Genomic DNA, 24450 nt, shown 5'->3' with positions numbered 1-24450 from the left:
TTATGCTCTTAAAAAGCGTAGTGGATGAGCTTCTTAAAGAAAAGAACAGGCCGATGAGTTGGCTTGCTGAGGAGATGGGCAAAACTTTTGATGGGCTAAAACTAAGTCTAACGCGCGAATCCATTAAATATAATGATATAATTGCGATGGCAAAAATACTGGAGGTATCCGTAAATGTGTTATTTCCGGAAGAACCCCACAAATATTCCGACAAAAAAAACCCTAATTTTTTAGGGGAACCAAAAGCAGAATATTCCTCAGCTAAAAATGAACTAAAGAATTGCAGAGAAATGCTTGCAGCACTTAAAGACCAGATAAAGGACAAAGATAAAATTATATCCCTGCTTAGTAAGGGGGACTAATCCTCTAGCAGGTCCGGACGACGTGCCTGTGTCCTCGCCAGGGCCTGTTCATGCCTCCAGTCATTGATCTTTGCCTCATGACCGCTAAGGAGTACATCAGGCACCTTATGGCCGTTCCAGTCTGCAGGCCGTGTATATATCGGAGCATCCAGTAATTCTCCCTGAAAACTGTCTGACAATGCGGAGGTTTCATCATTCAATACTCCTGGTATTAACCTCACTATTGCGTCAACCAGCACTGCGGCCGGAAGTTCCCCTCCTGAAAGCACATAGTCACCTATAGATAGTTCCCGTGTCACAAAAAGATCTCTTATCCGCTGGTCTATCCCTTTGTAATGACCGCATAAGATCATGATATTTCCCAATCCAGACAATTCATTTGCGATACTCTGATTGAGGGTCTGTCCATCCGGACTCATAAATATGACCTCATCATATTCCCGTTCATTCTTCAAGGCGGTTATACACCTGGCAAAGGGCTCAATGGACATTACCATGCCGCTGCCCCCGCCATATGGGTAGTCATCCACACTCTTTTGCTTATTTGTTGCATAATCTCTTAGACTATGCACTACAATCTCAGCTATTCCTTTATTCTGGGCCCGTTGTAAAATGGAATGTGCAAAAGGACTTTCTAAAAGACCGGGCAACACAGTGATGATATCGAAACGCATGGTCTTTTAATTAAGAATTTAGGTAAATATCCAGCAGCCCCTCAGGCAGGTCCACCAGGATTGTAGCTTCCTCCTCATCGATCTCTAAGATCATATCCTCATTTAAAGGGAACAGGATCTCGATATCTTTATAGGAAACAGTGGCAACAAATTGCTGCGGATATTCATTCACCTCCAGGATTTCACCCAGCTCTCCATGAGTTTCATCAAAAACCAAAAACCCTTTCAGGTCATTGTAATGAAAATCTTCTTCCGAACGGTCTGGCATTTTGCTTAATGGCTGATAAACCTTCTTTTTAACCAGTACCTGTGCCTTGTCAATATGGTCTATGTCGTCAAAATAAAAATACCCGGTGCCATTGCTTTGCAGTTTATAAGACGACACAAAAAAAGGCACCATCTTCCCATTAATGTCAGCAAAAACAATGTCTAACTCCAGTAGTTCCGGATTATCGTATTCAAAGAAAAGCTGCACTTCTCCCTTTAAACCTTTTGTTTTTGTAATATACCCTATGTAAAATGCTTCTTCTAATTTCACGGTTGAAACGTTTAGTTATTTTAAATTAAGCACGCCAATAAACAAAAATAGCGAAGAATATTCATTTGAATGATTTCTTCGCTATTTTAATTAAGAATGATAGAATAAACTATGCTTCTTCTTTACCTTTTTCTGGTGCCTCTTCAGCAGCAGGAGCAACCTCAGCAGCCGGAGCTTCTTCTGTCACCGCTTCTGCTTCAGGAGCTGCTTCAGCAACAACTTCTGCTTCAACTTCCGCCTCAGGAGCAGCCTCAGCTACAACTTCTGCTTCAACTACAGCTTCTTCCTCAACTACAGCTTCTTCTTCAACAACCTCTTCTACTGGTGCATTTTTAATTGCAAGGGCAGCAGCACGGTCAGCATTTTTCTTAGCTTCAGCAGTTAAAGCTGCTTTTCTAACTTCATCTTTAGATTTAGTCAGGCTATCTTTTTTGCCTTCAATTTTGCCATCCTTAGCACTTAACCACTCAGCAAATTTAGTTGCTGCCTGATCTTCAGTTAATGCTCCTTTTTTAACACCACCTTCTAAGTGTTTTTTGTACAAAACACCTTTATAAGAAAGAATTGCGCGACAAGTATCCGTAGGTTCAGCACCTTTGTTTACCCAGTCTAAAGTTTTATCGAAATTAAGGTCGATGGTAGCAGGATTGGTATTTGGGTTATAAGAACCTAAACGCTCAATAAATTTACCATCTCTTGGTGAACGGGAATCCGCTACCACTACGTGGAAAAAAGGCTTACCTTTTTTACCGAATCTTTGCAATCTGATTTTAGTTGCCATTTCTTTTAATTTATGTATTCAACATAGTTCCCGGAGCTCCATGCTTGCGGGGTTGCAAAAGTAAGTAAAATACTAATCATTAACAAGATGCAATAATTTTAAATTCAGTTAACACAACTCTATCGCTATTTCCGGATATTTGTGCTAAAATAAGCGAACATGAGAATAGCGATAGACATGGATGAAGTATTAGCCGATCCTTTACACAAATTCATACAACTTTATAATAGGGACTACGGGGTTCCGCTCGACCTGATCCTTGACCCTGGTAATGAGATTTACCACCATGTTCCTGAACACATCAACAATAAATGGTTTGAATACATCAATGAAAAAGGCTTTTTCAGGGATCTTCCCTTAATTGAGGGCAGCGTTGAGGCAGTAAAAAAATTACAGGAAAACCATGAGGTTTATATCGTCTCTGCCGCTACCGAATTCAGAAACTCACTGGAAGACAAATGGGACTGGCTGGCAGAGCACTTCCCCTTTATTAGCTGGAGAAACATCATGTTTTGCGGAGATAAGATTGTAAATACAGACGTGATGATCGACGACAGGGCCAAGAACTTCGTTGGCTTTAACGGACGTAAACTACTCTTCACCTCACCCCACAATCTTTTACTCACTGACTACGAAAGGGTAGACAACTGGCAGCAGGTATTGGATAAGTTATTATAACACCATAATAAAAAAGAGCCCTACCGGGCTCTTCTAAATTAAATCCTTATAAAGATAGTATCTCCACCAGCCTAAGCCATACTGAGCTTATTTCTTTAGCATCTATGTGCTTTATCGCATGATCAAACGGTGTAAACACAAATTCCTGATTTTTCAAGCCAACCATTTCCCCTGATTGTCCGTTCAGCAGGCCTTCTACTGCAGCTACACCCAGCCTGCTTGCCAGTACCCTATCCATACAACTTGGTTTACCACCCCGCTGAATGTGTCCAAGCACAGAAACCCTGATGTCATACGCAGGAAACTTCTCCTTCAAAACTTCTCCCACATTAAAAGCGCCGCCTACTTCATCTCCTTCCGCTACAATGATTATTTTAGATGCCTTGTCCTTACGGCCGTTTTCCAGTCGTGTCACCAGGCCATCCACACCCATATTCGCTTCAGGGATCATGATGGCTTCCGCGCCTACGCCAATTCCGCTTCTTAAAGCAATAAGCCCTGAATCGCGGCCCATCACCTCCACAATGAACAGCCTGTCGTGAGATTCCGCAGTATCCCTGATTTTATCTACTGCATTGATCACGGTATTTATAGCGGTGTCGTATCCGATGGTAAAATCCGTCCCTTCCAGGTCATTATCAATCGTGCCGGGCAATCCTACTACAGGAAAATCAAATTCCTGTGTAAACAAGTTTGCTCCAGTAAAAGTACCATCTCCACCAATTACAATCAACGCATCAACATTACGTGCTTTTAATTGCTCGTATGCTTTTTGTCTGCCTTCTTTAGTACGGAATTCATCACTTCTGGCGGTCTTCAAAATCGTTCCGCCACGCTGGATAATATTGGCCACAGACTTCCTGTCCATTTCAATAAAATCCCCGCTAATTAAGCCTTCGTAACCTCTTAAAATACCCGTAACTTGTAAATCGTAATAAATTGATGCCCTGACAACCGCCCTGATGGCAGCATTCATGCCGGGAGCATCACCTCCAGATGTTAATACACCTATGTTCTTAATTTTGCTCATTTGGTTTGTTCAGCTGTTTTAAATTTATCTAAACCACTTTGTAAATAGGCCGCATATTCTTTTACATTAAAAATAGCCCCTTGTGGTTTAACGAGTGGGTTCAGGTCATATCCTGCCAATACATATAATGGCTGGGCATTTGATCCATATTTTGTAGCCTGAAAATCAAGGTTCCAATACCCCAGATCGTCTGTATTTCTTTTCAATATTTTAGAATGATGTATTTTCTCTGCAGGCATTTTTATATTGCGGTCATCCGCATATAGCTGGATCAGCACGTATTCCTCTTTGATCAGTCTACCTACTTCCTTATCTACCCACACCAGGTCCTCCATTCTTCTGCAGTTTACACAGGTATGGCCGGTAAAATCAAGCAGGACTGGCTTACCCACTTTCTTCGCATATTCCAGCCCCTCTTCTAAATCAAAGAATGCCTGAAAACCTACCGGCGGTTTCAAAGATTCACTATGCTTCACTTTAGCAGGGAAGCCTGCCGGCACATTAGTTGAGGCCGGGCCATTACTATTCAGAATAAAATCCTGGGTATTCATTGGCGGAGCAAGTCCGCTTAATACACTTACCGGTGCCCCAAACAAGCCAGGGACCATATAAAGCGCAAATGAAAACGACAGGATCGCAAAGAATAGCCTTGGAACTGAGACATAGGGTACATCGCTGTCATGCGAGAATTTCATCTTGCCCAGCAGGTATATCCCCATCAGCACAAAGATCACGATCCACAATACCAGAAAGATCTCACGGTCAAACCATTGCCAGTGCCATGCCAGATCAGCAGACGAAAGAAACTTCAATGCTAGCGCAAGCTCCAGGAAACCTAAACATACTTTCACACTGTTCAGCCATCCCCCGGATTTTGGCATACTGCTTAAAAAACCAGGAAATATAGCCGACAAAGTAAAAGGTAAAGCCAGCGCCAGTGCAAAACCAAACATTCCGATGGCAGGGGCCAACAGTTCCCCTTTCGAACTTGCCTGTACCAGTAGTGTGCCTATAATAGGTCCTGTACATGAAAAGGAAACCAAAGCCAGTGAGGCTGCCATAAAGAATATCCCCCCAAGGCCCTTACTGTTATCTGCTTTACTATCAATTTTATTTACAAAAGAGCTGGGCAATGTAATTTCAAAAGCCCCGAAAAATGAGATGGCAAAAATCACCAGCAACAGGAAAAACAGGAAGTTGAACAATCCGCTTGCACTCAATGCATTCAATCCGGCAGAGCCGAAAAGCACCGTAATCAGCAATCCGAAAGCCACATATATTACGATTATCGAAAGTCCGTAGATTAACGCTTGTCCTATCCCTTTTTCACGGCTGCCGGCACGCTTTGTAAAATAACTGATCGTGAGGGGTACCATTGGAAAAATGCAAGGCATAATAAAAGCCAGAAATCCCCCTACCAATCCCGCAATAAAAGTCTCCCACAGTGATTTATTTTCTTCCGCAGTGCTATTATAAGTCTCCTTGCCCGCTCCGCTTACCGCAGCGCTTTTTACCGTATCAGCAGGCAGGGCATTCTTTATACTGTCACCTAACGCTCCGCTTTTAACACTGTCTGTTTGCTCAGTATCTTCGCCAGCCGGCTCTATTTCAGTAAATATTAAATCATCTGTCGCTATTGTATCCTGGATTGTGGTCATTGCAAAGCCTGTATTTGACCAGGCCAAAAAGCCGAGCAACAATAACATCAAAAATCGCTTCTTCATCATTTTTACAATAAGGCCGTGAAATTACTTATAATTTTTTTATTACGGCCTGCATTTAGCCCTTTGGCCATTAATTTTACCATCAGATAGTAAATCATTGACTACCCCTCCAAATGCAGATCACTTAAAAACTCGACCTCTTTAAAATTGTATGCTCTGTTAACTCCGTTTACATCGATTACCATCAGTCCCTGTGCTGTGACATCCACGATCTTGCCTTCAAAAGTTTCGCCATTCTGTCTGTAAAGTGCCGGTCGGCCGAACTTATACAGGCTGGTAATGTAATCCTCATGTAAACTAACATCATTATTTGACTTCAGTTTCAGATACTGGGCCTCAATATGTCCGCAGATTTCACTCAATAATGATAACAGATTAACATCCTCCTGTAAAATTTCTGACAAGGAGACCGCGGTCTTTACCTGAAAAGGATCGAATCTTTTCTGGTTAACATTCAGTCCAATACCGACAATGCTTGACTTAATAACACTACCGGAAATACTATTTTCTATTAAAACCCCTCCAATTTTCCGATCGTAATGGTAGAGATCATTGGGCCATTTTACTGTTATTCCAGTCTCCACCAGTGCCTTTAGTGCCTTACCTATTCCGTTGCTAACGGCTATATTTAGCATAAATTGCCTGTTTATGGACAAGAATGAGGGCTTTAGTAAAATACTTATGGTGAGGTTCAGTCCGGGCTCGGCATGCCAGGTGTTTTCTTGCTGCCCCCTGCCTGCGTATTGGTTATCTGCCATAATAACAGTTCCTTCCGGTAATGGCTCGGATTTTGACAACATCATCTTTAAAAAGTTATTGGTAGAATCGACCGCTGATAATTTGATAAGATTTTGACCAACAAATAATGTTGAAAAAGTGTTATTTTGCAAGTGTTGATTGTATATTTGTTTATCAAAATTAAAACATTTTAATGGTAAAAAAGAAAATTGTAAACCTTTCTACATACCTCTCAGAAATAGCCGTACATGGCATACAGGAAAAAAAAGGAAATGACATTGTCCGCCTTGACCTGCGGGAGCTCAACAGTTCCGTCTCTGATTATTTTATTATATGCAGTGCGAATTCAACTACACAGGTTAAGGCAATTGCCGATAGCGTAGAGGAAGAAATCTATAAAAACACCAAAACCAATCCTTGGCGCAAAGAAGGACAAGACTCTGCAGAGTGGATAATTCTAGATTATTTTGACATTGTTGTCCATATTTTTAAAACTGAAAAGCGAGACTTTTATGGAATTGAAGACCTTTGGGGCGATGCCCAGGCTACATCCTATAAAAGCGCATAACATTCACATCCACATTTTTTGATTTAACGATGAAAGAGAATCCAAATACAAAACCCAAACTAATAAAACGAATTCCCAACATTCCTAAAAAGCCGCAAAAAGGATCAAAATTCAATATTTTCTGGGTTTATGCAGCAATCATATTAGGTATCATAGTATTACAGTTCCTGTTCAACACAGACAGCAGTAAACTTATTTCTTACAGGACTTTTGAAACAACAATGCTTCAGTCGGGAGATGTCCAAAAACTGGTAGCCTATAAACATGAAGACCTGGTAAATGTGGAGGTCTACATCAAGCCAGACAGGCTAAAAGACGCCAAGTATAAAGAATATCAGAACAAAAGCAACTTCAGCCAGGGGAAGGGCCCTGTCGCCTATTTTACCGCAGGTTCAATGGACGCAGTTGATACGCAGTTAAAGGAGTCTCAAAAAAATATCCCGGCAGAACAACAAATCCTGGCCGAAAAAGAAACCAGACAAAGCTCTTTCAATTCCTGGTTCTTTACTGTAATTATACCCGTACTCCTTTTCATAGGTTTCTGGATCTTTATCATGCGCCGTATGGGCGGTGGTGCAGGCGGTGGCGGTGGTCAGATCTTCAATATCGGAAAATCAAAGGCTACGCTTTTTGACAAAGAAAGTCAGGTTAACGTGACTTTCAATGATGTTGCAGGTCTTGAAGAAGCCAAACAGGAAGTAATGGAGATCGTTGATTTCCTTAAAAATCCAAAAAAATATACCAACCTGGGTGGTAAAATACCTAAAGGAGCTTTGTTAGTCGGCTCTCCGGGTACAGGTAAAACCCTATTGGCCAAAGCTGTTGCCGGTGAAGCGCAGGTACCTTTCTTCTCCCTTTCCGGATCAGATTTCGTAGAGATGTTTGTAGGTGTGGGTGCATCACGTGTCCGGGATCTATTCAAACAAGCCAAAGACAAAGCGCCTTGTATCATCTTTATTGACGAGGTAGACGCCATTGGCCGTGCCCGTGGTAAAAACAGCATGATGGGAGGAAACGATGAGCGTGAAAACACCCTCAACCAGTTACTGGTAGAAATGGATGGATTTGGAACTGATTCAGGCATCATCATTCTTGCTGCTACCAACCGTCCGGATGTACTGGATACTGCTTTGCTAAGACCAGGAAGGTTCGACAGGCAGATCTCCATAGATAAACCCGATTTGGTTGGCCGTGAGCAGATCTTCAAAGTTCACCTTAAGCCAATCAAAACGTCTTCAGAAGTTGACGCAAAAAAACTGTCTGCACAGACCCCGGGTTTTGCCGGTGCTGAAATCGCCAACGTGTGTAATGAGGCCGCTTTGATCGCTGCCCGCCGCAACAAGGAATCCGTAGACATGCAGGACTTTCAGGATGCAATTGACCGCGTGATCGGTGGATTAGAAAAGAAAAACAAAATCATCTCTCCTGAAGAGAAAAGAATAGTAGCTTATCATGAAGCAGGTCATGCCATTGCAGGATGGTACCTTGAGCATGCAGACCCACTTGTAAAGGTCTCTATCGTGCCTCGTGGGGTAGCTGCTTTAGGCTATGCACAATACCTTCCTAAGGAGCAGTTCCTGTATACCACCGAGCAGCTTACCGATGGTATGTGTATGACTATGGGTGGAAGGGTAGCTGAGGACATCGTCTTTGGCAAAATTTCTACCGGTGCCCAGAATGACCTGGAACGCATTACCAAGTTGTCTTATGCAATGGTTACCATATATGGTATGAACAGTACCATTGGAAATATTTCCTTCCATGATCCGCAAAATGAATACAACTTCAATAAGCCCTATTCAGAGAAAACTTCTGAAATGATCGATGTTGAAGTTCGTAAGCTGATCTCAGAAGTGTATGACAGAACAAAAAACCTGCTTACTGAAAAGAGGGACGGCCTTGAAAAACTGGCTCAAAAACTAATAGAGAAAGAAATCCTGTTCCAGGCAGATCTGGAGGAAATCCTGGGCAAACGTCCGTTTGATAACCGTACTACTTATGACGAATTCGTAAATGGTACCGGCGATCAGAAACCTGCTGCCGAAGGACTACTGCATGACGGCGTAGGCGAGACTTCAGATCCCGCAACAGCAATCACGCCTGCCAAAACAGACGCTTAATTATCACATTTATGGGGCTGTCATTCCTCTTCAGGAATGACAGCAAATCCATTCATTATGCAAGAAAACATTTCCTCAAAAGAGCTCATACTAAAGAAGATCAGGAAAGCCCTTCTTGAAAAAAGAGACAACCCTTATCCTAATTTAGAAGACACCCCTCTTTATCGCAAAGACGAGGAATTTCCAGAAGTAATGTTTGCAGAGCAGCTTACTGCCGTTTCGGGTAATTTTATCTATTGTGAAAATGGCATCGAGTTCATTGAAAACATCCTCCAGCTTGCAGAAAAATTCAACTGGAGAAAGATCTACTGCTGGGAACAGGAGCTCCAAAACATCCTTTCAGAATATGAATTCCCCTTTTATAAAACAGATAAAGACTTTGAACTGGCTGAAGTAGGCATAACCCTATGTGAAGCATTGATTGCGCGCAATGGTTCTGTAATGGTCTCCAATCAGAATGCAGCCGGCCGCAGACTGAGCATCTTCCCGCATCACCATATTGTAGTGGCCAGAACAGGTCAGATGGTAATGGATCTTAAGGATGCATTCAAGCTGATCAAAGACAAATACGGCAACCAGATCCCTTCCATGATCAGTACCATTACCGGTCCAAGCCGAACCGCCGATATTGAAAAAACTTTGGTACTCGGCGCACACGGGCCTAAAGAATTATTCGTATTTTTAATTGAAGATTTCTCTTAAAATTTTTATTTCTAATAAAATAACCCTAGGTTTATACTGTAGACTAAAACAGTCTGCGGTTCAGAATGGGCTATAAAACAAACATACACTCGGTTATTACTGGTACAGGGAGTTGCATTCCTGAAAATATCATTTCCCGTAACGCTTTCTTAAACTCCAAATTTTATGAAAATGGCGTACTGATAGAGAAGGATATTTCAGAGATCATAGATAAGTTTACAGAGATCACAGAAATCAATGAACGTCGTTATGTTGACGATGAAATCGTGAACAGCCAGATTGCAGCCATTGCCGCTCAGCGTGCCATAGACTCAGCTGGAATTGACAAAGAAAGTCTTGACCATATCATCTTTTGTCACAATTTCGGCGATGTCAGACTTGGCAGCAACAGAATGGACATTCTTCCTGCCCTTGGTGCCAAGATCAAACAAATATTGAATATTGAAAATCCTGATTGCGTAGCGTACGACCTTATATTCGGATGCCCGGGATGGGTACAGGGTGCCATACAGGCTAATTATCTCATCCAGAGCGGAGATGCAAAGCGCGTCATGGTGATCGGTGCTGAAACCTTGTCGCGGATAACTGATCCGCACGACCGTGACAGCATGATCTTTTCTGATGGTGCAGGGGCAACAATTTTTGAGGCCAGGGAATCTGATGAACCGATCGGCATCATTGCGCACAAAACGCAAACTTATGCCGTAAACTATGCTTCCTTGCTGGTGATGGGAAAAAGCAACAATCCTGAGCACCCTGCAGAAAATGCCTACCTTAAAATGAACGGGCGTAAACTCTACGAATTTGCTGTAACCACGGTACCACAAGTAGTAAAAAAAGCCATAGATAAAGCCGGGATTAGTATTGAAGATATCAAAACTGTGTTTATACACCAGGCAAACGGCAAGATGGACCATGCCATTTTAAAACGGCTGTTTAAATTGTACCAGATCGATACTGTACCACATGGCCTTGTACCGATGACGATTGGCTGGCTGGGCAACAGCTCGGTGGCTACCATCCCAACATTGCTTGACCTGGTACGCAACAACCTGGTAGAAGGCTATAAAATTACTCCTGGTGAATATGCTGTATTTACTTCAGTGGGTGCAGGTATGCACATCAATGCTTTTGTATACCGGTTCTAATTTGTCCCGCCTTCCAGTCTTTTGATGCCGGCTTTTGCCTGTGTTTCAATGCTGCTTTCGTAGTCATGGTTCTTCATCTGTACTGCTATATTAAAAAATGCAGTGGCCTTTGAAGGGTTTTTCCGCGCTTCAAAGATCTTTCCAATCTGTAAAGCCGAATTGGCCGCATAATAATAGCGAAGATTTTTCCCAAGGCTTATGGCATTCTGATAAGCCGAAAGGGCGTCATCCTCCTTGCCCAGTCCAGCATTTATCCGGCCAAGGCGATAATAATATTCTGTCTTGTCCCTACCGGCATCAAAGTCTGCTCCCTTATGGTCGGCCAACACCCCAAGCGCCTTTTGGTAATAACCGCCGTCAAACAACAACCTTGCTTTCAGCAGCGCTTTATCAGGCGCAGGTGCGGCGGCCTCATTCTGTGCCTGCTTATCTTTTTCCTGGTAAATATAACCTTGCGACTTAACCTTTGTTATTTGGGCAGAATAAGCAGCTGTGCCGTCTTTTAGCAGAGCGATCCAGGCAAGGTGCAGGTGTGCGTCTTTGATGTAATTTACTCCCTTGTTTTCCTGCAGGAACCTATTGAAATCGGCCGAAGAGGAATAATCCAGTTTGTTCAGCTTTGTCAGGCCCGACAAAAAACTCAGATACGGAAAAGCCTGGTATGCGGGCCCTTCTGGTCTGTTTGCCAGAATAGCAATGGCTTCCTCGTTGTGCGCATTCTTTGAGCAGACCAGCGCCTGCAAATAGGTCTTCAGCAAACTGCTATCTGAAATCCGCTCGGTATATTTCATCGTCTTGGCATAGGCTTGCGGACTATGTGCAATATCGTTCAGCACAAATACATAGTAGAAGACTACCTCATCATAAAAAGCGGCGTATTTTGACTGCGGCAGGTTGGCCGACAGCTTGTCCAGCATCGCTACCCCTGCCTGCAAATTTCCCTTAATACCAAAAGTGGCAAGCGTACTTTTCAAGATCCCGTCCGGGAGGTTCCCTAAAAATGCATTGATCAGTCCAAGTCCTTTAGCATTGAGATGAAAGCCCGGAAATTTCTCGGTGTTTTCCTGCAACTGTACTTTCGCTTTTCGGATCTCCCGGGCTGCAGTCATATATTCCCCATACCTGCCCCTTATTAAGGCCCATTGCAAATTGATCTCTGCCTGCGCATACAAGAAATAGGGCGAGCTTTTGTCACCGGCAGCAATCAGGTCCAGTCTTCTGGATTTATTTTGCTGCAGCCGGTCAAATTCAGACTTGCTGTCGGAAGTCAGTAAATAAAAATAATCGATATAGTTTTCCAGCATCAACACAATGCCATTGTCCGGATTTATCTTCTTTTCCGCCTGGAGCAGCTGCCGCGCATTGCTGAGCTTCAGCTCAAAGATCTGCTGATATGCTTTTAAGCAGTTCGCATTAAAGTCAAAATTGGCATATAGCGCCTGCGGAAACAGAAAAAACACGGCCAAAGCAACAATCCTGAGCATCCTGTTCCGATATTTCCTAACGATTAACCTCTTTACTGACATCTCAGATTTCTTTACAAAAAAAGGCCAGAAGCTATTCTGACCTTTCTATGCTATTTTAAAATATGCGTTTTTATACTGTTGCTATTTCCAGCGTCAGGGCCTCATCCACAAGGATTCTTCCGCAATGCTCGCAAACAATGATTTTTTTACGCTGACGGATATCCAATTGGCGCTGTGGCGGAATCTGGTTGAAACAACCTGAACATGAATCACGGTCGATCGTAACTACAGCAAGACCATTATTGGCATTTCCCCTCAATCTCTTGTAAGCGATCAACAGCCTGTCTTCAATTTGCGTTTCAGCCTTCTCAGATTTTTTAGTCAATGACTGCTCTTCTTTTTCAGTTTCAGCAGTAATGGTTTGCAACTCGCCATTCTTTATATCAAGATCTTTTCTTCTTGATTCCAGATCAGCCAGTGCTTTTTCGTAAACTTCAGTTTTAGCTGAAATATCAAAACCAAACTCTCTTATTTTTTTCTCAGAAACCTGAATATCTAAGGTTTGGATCTCAACTTCTTTAGTTAAAGCATCATATTCACGATTATTTTTAACATCTTTTAGCTGAGTCTCGTATTTTTTGATCAGGTTTTGAGCATCCTTGATCATATTCTTACGTGTTACAATGGCATCTTCAGTATCATCCAATTCGCCTTTGAATTTTTGTATACGTGTCTCCAGCCCCGCTACCTCATCTTCCAGATCGGCAACTTCCATTGGCAGTTCACCGCGTATCTGACGTATTTTATCGATCTTAGTATGCAGGGTTTGTAATTCGTATAAAGCTTTAAGCTTTTGCTCTACAGTTTGTTCCATTAAATGAAATAATTTATTGGGTTTGTGTTATGCTCCGTTAAACGGATTGCAAAGTTAGGAAATTTTTCTTGAATAATATCTATCAACAAATCAGATGTAAATTGTTCACTTTCAAAATGTCCGATATCTGCAATCATTATTTTCCCATCTGCGTCAAAAAACTCGTGGTATTTAAAATCGGCAGTCACTAACGCGTCTGCTCCGGCTGCAATTGCTTCTTGCAATAGAAAGCTGCCCGAGCCTCCGCAAACGGCTACTTTCCTGATCCGTTTAGGCAGTATATCAGTATGTCTGATCACCACCGCATCCATCCGCTCTTTCACAAAAGACAGAAAAGCACGGCCTTCCATTTCTTCCGGCAGCCAGCCGATCATACCCGCTCCCGCCGTATCCAGTTTATTTTCCAGCGGATAAATATCATATGCCACCTCTTCATAAGGGTGGTGCTCAAACAAGGCAATCAATATTTTACGCTCATTCTGCGCCAGAAACACCGTTTCTATCCGCTCCTCCGGCTCCTCATGCTGCAGTCCTATTTCTCCCACATAAGGATCAGTTCCCAGCCCTGCCTTAAACGTCCCGGTCCCTGTTGCATTAAAACTGCATTCACTATAATCTCCTATATGCCCTGCACCGGCCGCGAACAGTGCTGCCCGTACTTCGGGCGCAGCGTCAACCGGACAAAATGTCACCAGTTTTTTTAACAGCGACCTCTTCGGGCTCAGGATCTTTGCGTTCTTCAAGCCAAGCCGCTCCGCGATCACCCCGCTTACCCCATGCTTTACATGGTCCAGGTTGGTATGAATGGCATACAGCGCAATGTTGTGCCTGATGGCCTTCAGCACTACCCTTTCCACATAGTTCTTGCCCGTGATCTTCTTAAGGCCCTTAAAAACGATGGGGTGATGGGTAATGATCAGGTTGCAGCCAAGCGCGATGGCCTCATCCACTACTTTTTCAATGCAGTCCAACGCCACAAGCGCGGCATGCACCTCCTGCTCAGGGTCACCAATCAAGAGCCCTGAATTATCATAATCTTCCTGGTAATTCAGTGGCGCGAACGCTTCCAGATGCTTTATTAAAACAGACAGCTTCATTCCGTAAATTTACACAATTTACGTTTACTGAACGCCTCCCATTTTTACCATTTGCAGACTTTCAAAAACCATACGCTGGTTGTACTCAAAAGCCAGGGTCTTGTGGTTCACCAAATCGATGATCGTCCCGATAAAACACAGTCCGATGGTGAAGAAATACAACACACCCATTCCAATCTGGTTCACCAAAAACCTTGGCAATCCCGGAACGAAAAACCCTAATATACAGTACAATACCATATCATCCGGATTTCTTCTCTTGCTGCCATAAATCATCAAAAAACCCCTCAGCTGCTGCTCACTAAATCCGGTAGTTGCGCTCTGCAAGTACGAATATTCCTGGGGTGTGATACCCGGCAATGTCATAAACGGTGAATCAAACATATCTCTTTCTCTTTAATTTAAATATTTTATTGTCTATCCTCAATCTTATCAACTCAACAATCCTCCACACAATGATCCCCAATGCAGGTATCCCAAACCAGTGATGCCCTACACTTGCGCCCACATTCCCATGAAACAACTGTGTGATCGACCGCCCTATCCCGCATCCTGGGCACCAGTCAACCCCCATATTGGCCAGCGGACACAAGGTAAAATGATGCACATGGCCAGGCTCAACAGGTGTTGCCGTTGCCAGCATTACCAAAGCCAGCACCCAAAAACAAAGTTCTAAAGGTATGTGGCTTAGCGTTTTCATGTTGTTTTTATATTTTTTAGATGTATTAATAGATATTTTGTTACACCTAAAGCTAATCATAAATCTTACATTTGCTGTGTGAATATCCGCGACCTGATTAACAGATACAAAACAGATGAGCGAATTGTAGCGTTGGCAAAGGCCCTCAATGCGGGCAAAGGTAACAAACTTCAACTAAAAGGTTTAGTTGGCTCTGCCGATGCAACAATCGCCGTGGCTTCCTATTTTTTACTGCACAAGCCGATACTTTTTGTCCTGCCCGACCGGGAAGAGGCAGCTTATTTTCTGGCCGATCTGGAAAGTATCCTCGACAAAGAGGTGCTGCTCTTTCCTTCTTCCTTTCGCAAAGCATTTGAATTCACGCAGGTAGACACCGCCAATGTACTGGCCAGGGCGGAGGTGCTCAATGAGCTCAACCACCAGTCGGAATACGGCCAGATAGTGGTTTCCTATCCCGAAGCCCTCGCCGAGAAAGTGATCAACCGCAGCATGCTCGAGAAGAATACGCTCGAGATCAGCATAGGCGCAAAACTGGGCATAGAGTTCATCAACGAATTCCTGATCGACTATGACTTCACACGGACAGATTTCGTATACGAACCGGGGCAGTTTTCCATTCGCGGCGGCATCGTAGACATATTTTCGTTCTCCCACGACCTGCCTTACCGCATCGAGTTTTTTGGCGACGATGTAGAGCGCATCCGCACCTTCGAAATAGAAAGCCAGCTTTCTGTAGAGGATGTAAAAGCGCTTACCGTCATCCCCAATGTACAGTCCAAATACCTTACAGAAAACAACATCAGTCTCCTCGATTACATCGAAAAGGACACCCAGCTCTGGTTTAAAGACGTTGAATTTACCCTCGACATTGTAAAGACCGGCTATAGAAAAGCTTCAGAACTCTGGAAAGCCCTGCCGGCAAAGGAAAAACAGGAAAACCAGGACTGGATAGATCCAAAATTTGCCTTTACCGACGAGAAGATGATGGCCGATATGCTGCAGGACTTTGTGATCGTAGAATTTGGCAAACAGTTCTTTTACAAGACTGAACAGGTATTTCAGTTTGACACCAAACCGCAGCCTTCTTTCAATAAAGACTTCAACCTGCTGATCCACAACCTCAAGGAAAACGAAAAAGCAGGCATACATAATTTTATTTTCAGCTCCTCTACCAAGCAAACGGAGCGTCTGTACGCCATTCTCGACGACATAGACAAAACCGCCAGGTTTACCCCGGTAAACATTCCTTTGAGGGAGGGTTTTCTGGATCCAACGTTGCAAATGGCGTTTTACACCGATCACCAGATTTTCGACCGGTTCTATAAATACAAACTCAAAAGAGGCTACCAGCGCAGTCAGGCCATTACCTTAAAGGAGCTGAGAGACCTCAAACCAGGCGATTTTGTGACCCATATAGACCACGGAATAGGCAAATATGCCGGACTGGAAAAGGTAGAAGTAAACGGTAAAACACAGGAAATGATCAGGCTGGTCTATGCCGATAATGACCTGCTCTATGTGAACATCAACTCCCTTAACCGCATTGCCAAATACAGCGGCAAGGATGGCACAGCCCCCAGGATGAACAAACTGGGTACTGAGGCATGGGATAAGCTCAAGAAAACTACAAAAAAAAAAGTTAAAGACATCGCCCGCGACCTCATCAAGCTTTACGCACTGAGAAAATCGCAGGTAGGCACCGCCTTTGACCCCGACGGGTACCTGGAGACGGAACTGGAAGCCTCTTTCATCTATGAGGATACCCCCGACCAGGAAAAAGCCACCAACGACGTTAAAAGAGACATGGAAGCGCCACATCCCATGGACAGGCTCGTATGCGGCGATGTAGGCTTCGGCAAAACAGAAATTGCCATCAGGGCAGCCTTCAAAGCGGTGGCGAACGGCAAACAGGCGGCCATTCTGGTGCCAACCACTATTCTGGCATTACAGCATTTTAAAACGTTCTCAGGCCGACTGAAAGAATTCCCTTGTACGGTGGACTACATCAACCGCTTCAAGACCAATAAGCAGATCAAAGACACACTGGCTGCCGTAGCTGATGGAAAAGTCGACATCATCATCGGCACGCACAGGCTGCTCAGCAAAGACGTAAAGTTCAAAGACCTGGGCATCATGATCATAGATGAGGAGCAGAAATTTGGGGTGACATCCAAAGAAAAGCTCCGTGCATTGAGGGTAAACGTAGATACGCTCACCCTTACCGCTACACCGATCCCGCGTACCCTGCATTTCTCACTAATGGGCGCCAGGGATTTGTCCATCATGAGTACCCCGCCGCCAAACAGGCAGGCAGTAAATACCGAACTCCACGTTTTTAATGATAAACTGATCCAGGAATCTATACAGTTTGAGCTGGATCGTGGTGGTCAGGTATTCTTTATCCACAACCGTGTGAATGACCTTCCGCAATTGGGCGGACTGATCCAGACACTGGTGCCAAAGGCGCGCATAGGCATCGCCCACGGCCAACTGGACGGCGATCAGCTGGAAGATGTCATGCTTGACTTCATCAACGGAGAAAAAGATGTCCTGGTAGCCACTACCATCATTGAGGCAGGACTGGACATCCCCAATGCCAATACCATCATCATCAACCATGCCCATATGTTTGGCCTGAGCGACCTGCACCAGATGCGCGGCAGGGTAGGCCGATCTAATAAAAAAGCTTTTTGTTACCTGCTGAGCCCGCCATTATCCACCCTTACCTCCGAAGCACGCAAACGCCTTAGTGCCATAGAAGAGTTTTCAGACCTGGGAAGTGGCTTTAACATAGCCATGAGGGATTTGGACATCCGCGGCAGCGGAAACCTCTTAGGCGCAGAGCAAAGTGGCTTTATCGCTGAAATAGGTTTTGAGATGTATCACAAAATACTGGATGAAGCCATACAGGAATTGAAATCAGATGAGTTTAAAGACCTGTTTAAAGACGAACCCCTGCGTCCTTTCGTCTCCTTCACGCAGATAGACACAGATCTGGAATTGTACATCCCGGATGATTACGTAACCAACATTACAGAGCGGTATAACCTCTATACCGAACTTTCAAAGATAGAGAACGAGACCCAGTTGCAGGTTTTTGAGCATGCTTTAACAGACCGCTTTGGCCCTGTTCCAAAACCTGTAAAGACCATGCTCAATGTGCTGCGCCTGCAATGGGTGGCCAAAAAGCTGGCTTTTGAAAAAATCACCTTCAAAAAAGGCACACTAAGGGGTTATTTTATCACAGACAAGCAATCAGCTTTCTTTGATTCGGTGATGTTCAATAAAATATTGCACTTTGCACAAATACACCCCCGCTTATGCAACCTTAAGGAGGTTAAAGATAGCCTCAGAATTGCCTTTGACAACCTCAACACAGTTGACGAGGCGGTAGAGATGCTGGAAATGGTAGTGAACTAACAAACAAAGATGAACCCGCAAATACTTAAAGACCTGGTGACGATGCAAATGCCATTCGGCAAATATAAAGGCCGCATTCTTTGCGATTTACCAGAATCTTATTTAGTTTGGTTTCATCAGGAAGGCTTCCCTCCGGGTAAACTTGGCGAGATGATTGCCACACTGTACGAAATAAAGCTAAACGGGCTGGAGTATTTGTTGAAGCCTTTAAGAAAATAACCCCTTTTCATTTAGTCGTATATATTTTCGAATTACATTCGTCCTGTCAAAATTGTGAATCCAACTTGAGTCCAAGTTTAGTCCAAGTCTAGTCCAACTATTTCCATATAAAAGTTGGACTCACTATGGGATAAACATTGGGACAAAATGGACTTAGTGCGAACCCATACAAAAGGCATATCTTACCCCTGCAAAGCGGATGTTAATCAGTAATAAATTTAAATGAAAGAAACTAGTTGATGATCAGGTACAAATAAGTATACACCACAGGCGCGGCGATCAGTAAGCCGTCAAACCGGTCTAAAATACCTCCATGGCCGGGCAAGAATGAACCTGAATCTTTTACATCCAGGCTTCGCTTCAACATAGACTCTACCAAGTCACCCAATGTGCCAAAAATCACTATCAGCGCCGCCATTCCTGCCCATACAGAAAAACTGATCTCTATGAAATAAATGGAGATCAGATAGGCCGCCAGTACACTGGTAAACATTCCTCCAAAAAAACCTTCCCATGATTTTTTTGGCGAATGACGTTCAAACAGCCGCGTCTTGCCAAATTTAACACCAAAAAGATAAGCCCCTGTATCGCTGGCCCACAACATTAGCAGGAAGGCGAGGGGCAGGTGAAAACTGTATTCGTAAGTATCGGCCAGAAAGCCTAAAGAATAGAAAAAGCAAAAGGGTACCGTCACGTAAACAAAGCCCACGAAGGTATAGGAGATGTTAGCAAAAGGAATCTTGTTCTTTTTGTACAACTCGCTGATGAATACAGAAAAAAGCAGCGGCACAATGAGCAACATATATTTGGTCTCAAACTGCAGGTAATGATAACCTGCAGTCATCAAAAAGATCAGTGTAGCTACCACTACCGCAATATTTCTATGCGGACGGATCCCTGAGATCTTTACCAATTTGAAAAACTCAAAGAGTGCGATGATACTTAAAATCAGGTAAAAACCAGTAAATGTATAGCCCCCTAAAAATATGGAGCCCAGCATCACTATGGTAAAAAAGAATGCAGTTATCGCCCTGGTTTTCATTTAATGTCATTGTCTGAAAGGTATTGTACGGCCCTTTCAGCATCTGCATCAGGCACCAATACGGTAATTACCCCAAACATTTTATGCGGGGAATCCTGTTTATTCATTGTCACTGCTATAATATCGCTTTCAATAAGCCCTTGTTTCAGTATCTCTGCTTCAATCGCATCTTCCGTTGTAAAAATTTTAGTCCATCCTTCGTTCATGAGGCTGCTGTGTTATGTTTTTAAAATAAATAAATACCGCTATGGTCAATATAAAACTGATCACATACCCGTACCAGGCAATATTAATGGTGCTGTCTGTTGACGACAAAGGTATGTTGTTTTTTTGCATATACCATGCTGCGCATACGGCATAGGCATTATTGAGGAAATGCCCAAGCACCGCATACCAGAGGTTGCCGCTGAAATAGTAAATATAGCCAAATCCTGCACCCAGGAGCAGCCTTGGCACGAAACCATAAAACTGCAAATGAATGGCGCTGAAGATAAAGGCAGCTGTCCAGATGGCTACATGCGGATTATTAAAGATCCGGTTGAAGGTTCGCTGCACACCGCCCCTGAACATCAGTTCCTCTGCTACCGCAGGCAGCAGGGCGATCATAAAGAGGTTTAAAAGCAGCTCTTTTATGCTGTTCATTTTAAGCAGCAACAAGGTGGTCTGCATGGCCTCATCTTCTTTTGCTTTCATCCACTGCTCCAATGGCTTTAGTGCTTCAGGAAGCGTCATTTTCTGATTCAGGGCAGCCGTCCATTCCATGATGGGCATGGAGACCAGCATAATTAGGAAAACAATGCCTAAGAGCTTTATATCAGGTTGTTTAAGACCATAGAAAACTGATGGCTTTTTTTGTTCGGTAATGGCTAAAAGTATGGGAGGGGCAAGAAAAAATCCCAGGGAACTCGCTATTAAAATCACCTGAAGGGCTCCGCGGTTGGCCGTTCCGCCGCTGCTCATCGTCATCATGCTGCTCAGGGCATCGGCACCAAAAAGCGCGTATATAACCACAAGGGCAAGGATCGTAAACACGATCACACCCAATAGAGCATAGGCTAAGAGCATGAGCAACTGCAGGTAAGGGCTGTTCTCTGCTTTTACATAAATACTGTTTTCCAGCTGATCTTTTTCTATGAGATTCATTATTCGTACCTTTGTACTTTAAAATTTGGCTTGAAGATAGGAAAATGTCTGTAAAGATTGGAAATATAGATTTGGGAGCGTTCCCTTTATTGCTCGCGCCGATGGAGGATGTGAGTGATCCGCCCTTCCGTTTTGTGTGCAAGCAAGCCGGGGTGGACATGATGTATACGGAGTTTATTTCCTCTGAGGGACTGATCAGGGATGCCGCCAAAAGCAGGGCAAAACTGGATATTTTTGAATACGAACGGCCGATAGGCATCCAGATCTTTGGCAGTGAAATAGACCACATGCGGGAAGCGACAGAAATCGCCACGCTGGCAGGTCCTGACCTGATGGACATCAATTATGGCTGTCCGGTTAAACAGGTGGCCTGCAGGGGAGCTGGGTCTGCCTTGCTGCAGGATATTGACAAAATGGTAAAGATGACTGAGGCGGTGGTGAAGGCTACGCATTTGCCCGTTACCGTCAAAACACGCCTGGGATGGGATGATACTACTAAAAACATAGAAGAAGTGGCTGAAAGGCTGCAGGATATAGGCATACAAGCACTGACCATACATGGAAGGACCAGGGCGCAACTGTATAAAGGGGCGGCCGACTGGACCCTGATCAGGGAAATTAAAAGAAATCCGAGGATTAAAATTCCCATTTTTGGCAATGGAGATGTAGACAGCATAAAGAAAGCGGCCGACTGGAGGCTGGAATATGAAGTAGACGGCATCATGATTGGCAGGGCGGCGATCGGATATCCATGGATATTCAGGGAGATCAGGCACTTTTTTAATACCGGTGAGTACCTGGCAGGGCCTTCGGTAGAAGAGCGTGTATCGGTCTGCAGAACGCACCTGGAGAAGTCAATAGCCTGGAAAGGACCGAAAGTAGGGGTATTTGAAATGAGGAGGCACTATGCCAATTATTTTAAAGGATTGCCTGATTTTAAACCATATAGGATGCTGCTTGTCAAAGAAGATGACATAGATACGATACACAGTATACTTGACGAGGTGGCAGACAAGTATCACAACATTCAGCCTATAGGTGAAATGGCGTGATTTTTGAAAAGATTTACTCAAAATAATAAACAATGGTTACGGCTATAACACAAGGAGTTAAAATATCAGTTGAAACGGACTATCAGGATGAGTATTCCAATCCTGCTAATGAGCACTTTATGTTCTCCTATCAGATAAATATTGAGAACCTGTCTGATTATGCGGTACAGCTTAAAAGGCGTCAATGGTTTATTTTTGATTCAAACGGGTCGCAGAGAGAGGTAGAAGGAGAGGGTGTAGTTGGCCTGCAGCCCATCATAGAGCCTGGTAAAAGCCATTCTTACATATCGGGTTGTCATCTGTCGACTGATATGGGCAGCATGAGTGGAAATTACCTGATGCAACGCCTGGCCGATGACACGGAATTTATTGTGGATATTCCTGAATTTAACCTGATTGTTCCTTACAGGCTAAACTAAACATCATGTCATTAGCCCGTTGAGCAAATTAATCTTTAGTTCTTCCGAATAATATAGAAATATAATAGATCAGATTGGTCATTGCGCCCAATGCTGCTACCACATAGGTCATTGCTGCCCACCATAGGGCATCTCTGACCTGTACATGTTCCTCGGGACTATAAAGCACTTCCTTATTGTTTTTAAGCCACATGAGTGCCCTTTTGCTGGCATCAAATTCTACCGGGAGCGTAATCATGGTAAAAATAGTAATGAGGGTAAGTCCGAATACCCCAATAGCCAGTACAATAGGGTTAAAGGTAAATGCAATGAGCAAAACACCTATGATCAGCACCCATTGCAACAAATTGGAGGTGATGCTTACTACAGGTACCATATTGGTCCTTAATTCGAGCCAGCCGTATGATTTAGCCTGCTGTATAGCGTGCCCGCATTCATGCGCAGCAACCGCGGCAGCAGCTATACTTCGGCCGTAATAAACGTCGGTACTTAAATTAATTGTTTTTTCTGATGGATTGTAATGATCAGATAATTGCACATCTGTACTCATCACTTTAACATCATAGATCCCATTGTCGCGCAGCATTTTCTCTGCCACTTCCTTGCCCGAAAATCCCGAATTCAACTGCATCTCCGCGTATTGTGAAAATTTACTTCTAAATCGCCATTGCACAAACATGCTTAATATTAAAACCGGGATTATTAAAAAAAAATAAAGTCCCATTTTCGTAGTGTATGTTTTTCAAGTACTTCAAATCAAAAAGTGTTCCCTTTTTACCTGAAAATGAAAAATTAACATAAATTTATAAGATGACAGCGGCCATCTCTTACTGGGAAAAACTACATTTTTTTAATTTTGATGTGCTCATTATTGGTAGCGGGATTGTAGGTTTAAGTGCGGCCATCGCACTTAAAGAAAAAGAACCTTCATTGAATGTAGCGGTATTGGAACGCGGTTTAATCCCCTCAGGGGCCAGTACCAAAAATGCCGGATTTGCCTGTTTCGGAAGTATATCTGAATTGATAGAACAGGAAAAGAGCTGTGGTACGGATGGTCTGCACCGACTGATTGAAAGCCGCTGGAAAGGTTTGTTAAAGCTCAGAAAATTACTTGGAGATGAAGCAATTACTTATCGCAACTACGGAGGCTATGAATTATTCAGGCCTGCTGAAAAAACCATTTCATCTCTGTGTGTATCCAAAATCAGCCACTTTAATGAGCTGATAAAAGATATTGTAAATCAATCTGATACATTCAAACCAGCCGATGATAAAATTGCTGATTTTGGATTTAATGAGGTGGAGACACTGATTGTGAATGAACTGGAAGCCCAGATAGACAGTGGTAAAATGATGCGGGCAATGCTGAAAAAAGCAGGGGCTGCTGGGGTACTGATCTTTAATAATTGTAAAGTAAATTCGTTTGAACAAAGTGGATCAGGATATATAGTGCGTACCGCAGATGGTAATTTTAGCTGTGGAAAACTGCTGGTATGCACCAATGCTTTTGTAAAAGACTTAATCCCTGACCTTGATATTATACCTGGAAGGGGACAGGTCATTATTACCAGTCCAATCCCTGATTTAAAAATAAAAGGTACTTTTCATTATGACAAAGGCTACTATTATTTTAGAAATATTGGCAACAGGGTATTGCTGGGAGGTGGAAGGAACCTTGATTTTCTGACCGAGCAGACTACGGAATTTGGAAGCACGGAACTCGTGCAGCATGCTTTACATAAATTATTAACTGAAGTAATTTTACCGGGTATTGATTTTGAAATTGAACAAAGCTGGAGTGGCATCATGGCCTTTGGATCTGCCATCACACCAATAGTGAAAGAATTGGAAAATGGTGTATTCTGTGCGGTGCGATGTAACGGAATGGGGATTGCCATTGGCAACCAGACAGGCTGTGATGTTGCTGAACTGATCTTAACTAAGCTGTAATTTTA

Annotated in this window: 25 protein-coding genes and 1 pseudogene; 11 read left to right on the top strand and 15 right to left on the bottom strand. The window is 43.4% G+C overall.

Annotated elements, in window-relative coordinates:
* The first annotated feature begins 2 nt into the window (after positions 1–2).
* Positions 3–362: a hypothetical protein gene (locus EZ437_RS03680; protein ID WP_131593359.1), complete on the top strand. Its 360-nt coding sequence runs from the start codon at positions 3–5 to the stop codon at positions 360–362.
* Here EZ437_RS03680 and trmD read toward each other — a convergent pair.
* The 3 genes and pseudogenes from trmD to EZ437_RS03665 form a co-directional block, all read right to left on the bottom strand.
* Positions 359–1036 carry a tRNA (guanosine(37)-N1)-methyltransferase TrmD gene (trmD, locus tag EZ437_RS03675; protein WP_131593357.1) on the bottom strand — a complete coding sequence of 226 codons (678 nt, stop codon included), beginning with the start codon at positions 1034–1036 and terminating at the stop codon, positions 359–361. The genes EZ437_RS03680 and trmD overlap by 4 nt on opposite strands.
* Before the next feature lie 10 nt (positions 1037–1046).
* The gene (gene rimM, locus EZ437_RS03670) at positions 1047–1574 is read right to left on the bottom strand and encodes a ribosome maturation factor RimM (RefSeq protein WP_131593355.1); all 528 of its coding nucleotides are present in this window, start codon (positions 1572–1574) and stop codon (positions 1047–1049) included.
* 238 nt (positions 1575–1812) lie between these two features.
* A pseudogene (locus tag EZ437_RS03665) lies at positions 1813–2355 on the bottom strand (30S ribosomal protein S16); the annotation flags it as partial.
* Between the two features lie 159 nt (positions 2356–2514).
* Here EZ437_RS03665 and EZ437_RS03660 point away from each other — a divergent pair.
* On the top strand, positions 2515–3033 hold the full coding sequence (locus EZ437_RS03660; protein ID WP_131593351.1) for a 5' nucleotidase, NT5C type: 519 nt from the start codon (positions 2515–2517) through the stop codon (positions 3031–3033).
* 46 nt (positions 3034–3079) lie between these two features.
* On the opposite strand, the gene pfkA is transcribed toward EZ437_RS03660, so the two are convergent.
* The 3 genes from pfkA to EZ437_RS03645 all read right to left on the bottom strand — a co-directional run bounded on the left by pfkA (position 3080) and on the right by EZ437_RS03645 (position 6677).
* Positions 3080–4063: a 6-phosphofructokinase gene (gene pfkA, locus EZ437_RS03655; RefSeq protein ID WP_131593349.1), complete on the bottom strand. Its 984-nt coding sequence runs from the start codon at positions 4061–4063 to the stop codon at positions 3080–3082.
* A complete protein-coding gene (locus EZ437_RS03650) occupies positions 4060–5787 on the bottom strand; it encodes a protein-disulfide reductase DsbD family protein (protein WP_131595138.1) in 1728 nt (575 codons plus the stop codon). Before EZ437_RS03650 ends, pfkA begins: the two co-directional genes overlap by 4 nt.
* Positions 5788–5888: 101 nt before the next feature.
* Positions 5889–6677 carry a biotin--[acetyl-CoA-carboxylase] ligase gene (locus tag EZ437_RS03645; protein WP_131593347.1) on the bottom strand — a complete coding sequence of 263 codons (789 nt, stop codon included), beginning with the start codon at positions 6675–6677 and terminating at the stop codon, positions 5889–5891.
* Positions 6678–6718: 41 nt separating this feature from the next.
* Here EZ437_RS03645 and rsfS point away from each other — a divergent pair, with 41 nt between their 5' ends.
* The 4 genes from rsfS (at position 6719) to EZ437_RS03625 (ending at position 11063) form a co-directional block, all read left to right on the top strand.
* A complete protein-coding gene (gene rsfS, locus EZ437_RS03640; protein ID WP_131593345.1) occupies positions 6719–7093 on the top strand; it encodes a ribosome silencing factor in 375 nt (124 codons plus the stop codon).
* Positions 7094–7122: 29 nt separating this feature from the next.
* On the top strand, positions 7123–9213 hold the full coding sequence (gene ftsH, locus EZ437_RS03635) for an ATP-dependent zinc metalloprotease FtsH (RefSeq protein ID WP_131593343.1): 2091 nt from the start codon (positions 7123–7125) through the stop codon (positions 9211–9213).
* 57 nt (positions 9214–9270) lie between these two features.
* Complete coding sequence (locus tag EZ437_RS03630) at positions 9271–9915, top strand: LutC/YkgG family protein (RefSeq protein ID WP_131593341.1); 645 nt, start codon at positions 9271–9273, stop codon at positions 9913–9915.
* A gap of 65 nt (positions 9916–9980) precedes the next feature.
* Positions 9981–11063 (top strand): 3-oxoacyl-ACP synthase III family protein, encoded by a 1083-nt coding sequence (locus EZ437_RS03625; RefSeq protein WP_131593339.1) that lies wholly within the window; start codon positions 9981–9983, stop codon positions 11061–11063.
* Here EZ437_RS03625 and EZ437_RS03620 read toward each other — a convergent pair.
* From EZ437_RS03620 to EZ437_RS03600, 5 genes are all read right to left on the bottom strand, one after another.
* Positions 11060–12589, bottom strand: coding sequence for a tetratricopeptide repeat protein (locus EZ437_RS03620; protein ID WP_225869483.1), 1530 nt, complete (start codon positions 12587–12589; stop codon positions 11060–11062). The genes EZ437_RS03625 and EZ437_RS03620 overlap by 4 nt on opposite strands.
* Before the next feature lie 70 nt (positions 12590–12659).
* Complete coding sequence (locus EZ437_RS03615; protein WP_131593337.1) at positions 12660–13403, bottom strand: zinc ribbon domain-containing protein; 744 nt, start codon at positions 13401–13403, stop codon at positions 12660–12662.
* Complete coding sequence (locus EZ437_RS03610; protein ID WP_131593335.1) at positions 13403–14500, bottom strand: Nif3-like dinuclear metal center hexameric protein; 1098 nt, start codon at positions 14498–14500, stop codon at positions 13403–13405. The genes EZ437_RS03615 and EZ437_RS03610 overlap by 1 nt, the downstream gene beginning before the upstream one ends.
* A 24-nt stretch (positions 14501–14524) precedes the next feature.
* A complete protein-coding gene (locus EZ437_RS03605) occupies positions 14525–14884 on the bottom strand; it encodes a TM2 domain-containing protein (protein WP_131593333.1) in 360 nt (119 codons plus the stop codon).
* Positions 14877–15200, bottom strand: a complete 324-nt coding sequence (locus EZ437_RS03600; protein ID WP_131593331.1) for a DUF2752 domain-containing protein — start codon at positions 15198–15200, stop codon at positions 14877–14879. Before EZ437_RS03600 ends, EZ437_RS03605 begins: the two co-directional genes overlap by 8 nt.
* 78 nt (positions 15201–15278) lie before the next feature.
* Here EZ437_RS03600 and mfd point away from each other — a divergent pair, with 78 nt between their 5' ends.
* Entirely contained in the window at positions 15279–18620 is a 3342-nt protein-coding gene (gene mfd / locus EZ437_RS03595; protein WP_131593329.1) for a transcription-repair coupling factor, read from the top strand.
* A gap of 9 nt (positions 18621–18629) precedes the next feature.
* Complete coding sequence (locus EZ437_RS03590) at positions 18630–18839, top strand: DUF3820 family protein (RefSeq protein WP_131593327.1); 210 nt, start codon at positions 18630–18632, stop codon at positions 18837–18839.
* A gap of 232 nt (positions 18840–19071) precedes the next feature.
* Here EZ437_RS03590 and EZ437_RS03585 read toward each other — a convergent pair whose 3' ends face one another.
* From EZ437_RS03585 to EZ437_RS03575, 3 genes are read right to left on the bottom strand one after another with little or no spacing between them, the layout of a single operon-like run.
* Positions 19072–19881, bottom strand: coding sequence for a phosphatidate cytidylyltransferase (locus tag EZ437_RS03585; protein WP_131593325.1), 810 nt, complete (start codon positions 19879–19881; stop codon positions 19072–19074).
* Positions 19878–20087, bottom strand: coding sequence for a putative signal transducing protein (locus tag EZ437_RS03580; RefSeq protein ID WP_131593323.1), 210 nt, complete (start codon positions 20085–20087; stop codon positions 19878–19880). The genes EZ437_RS03585 and EZ437_RS03580 overlap by 4 nt, the downstream gene beginning before the upstream one ends.
* Complete coding sequence (locus tag EZ437_RS03575) at positions 20068–21024, bottom strand: CPBP family intramembrane glutamic endopeptidase (RefSeq protein ID WP_131593321.1); 957 nt, start codon at positions 21022–21024, stop codon at positions 20068–20070. Before EZ437_RS03575 ends, EZ437_RS03580 begins: the two co-directional genes overlap by 20 nt.
* Before the next feature lie 44 nt (positions 21025–21068).
* On the opposite strand from EZ437_RS03575, the gene dusB reads away from it, so the two are divergent.
* Entirely contained in the window at positions 21069–22076 is a 1008-nt protein-coding gene (dusB, locus tag EZ437_RS03570) for a tRNA dihydrouridine synthase DusB (protein WP_131593319.1), read from the top strand.
* Between the two features lie 32 nt (positions 22077–22108).
* Positions 22109–22495: a Co2+/Mg2+ efflux protein ApaG gene (gene apaG, locus EZ437_RS03565; RefSeq protein WP_131593317.1), complete on the top strand. Its 387-nt coding sequence runs from the start codon at positions 22109–22111 to the stop codon at positions 22493–22495.
* Positions 22496–22523: 28 nt separating this feature from the next.
* Here the strand turns inward: apaG and EZ437_RS03560 are convergent, their stop codons facing one another.
* Complete coding sequence (locus EZ437_RS03560; RefSeq protein ID WP_131593315.1) at positions 22524–23219, bottom strand: zinc metallopeptidase; 696 nt, start codon at positions 23217–23219, stop codon at positions 22524–22526.
* Positions 23220–23305: 86 nt separating this feature from the next.
* Here EZ437_RS03560 and EZ437_RS03555 point away from each other — a divergent pair, with 86 nt between their 5' ends.
* Positions 23306–24445, top strand: coding sequence for an NAD(P)/FAD-dependent oxidoreductase (locus EZ437_RS03555; protein WP_131593313.1), 1140 nt, complete (start codon positions 23306–23308; stop codon positions 24443–24445).
* The last annotated feature ends 5 nt before the right edge of the window (positions 24446–24450 follow it).

The sequence above is a fragment of the Pedobacter psychroterrae genome, assembly GCF_004331695.1.
Classification (GTDB): Bacteria; Bacteroidota; Bacteroidia; order Sphingobacteriales; family Sphingobacteriaceae; genus Pedobacter; species Pedobacter psychroterrae.
Note: the sequence above shows the minus strand (reverse complement) of the source record. Positions and strands in the feature narration are given on the sequence as shown.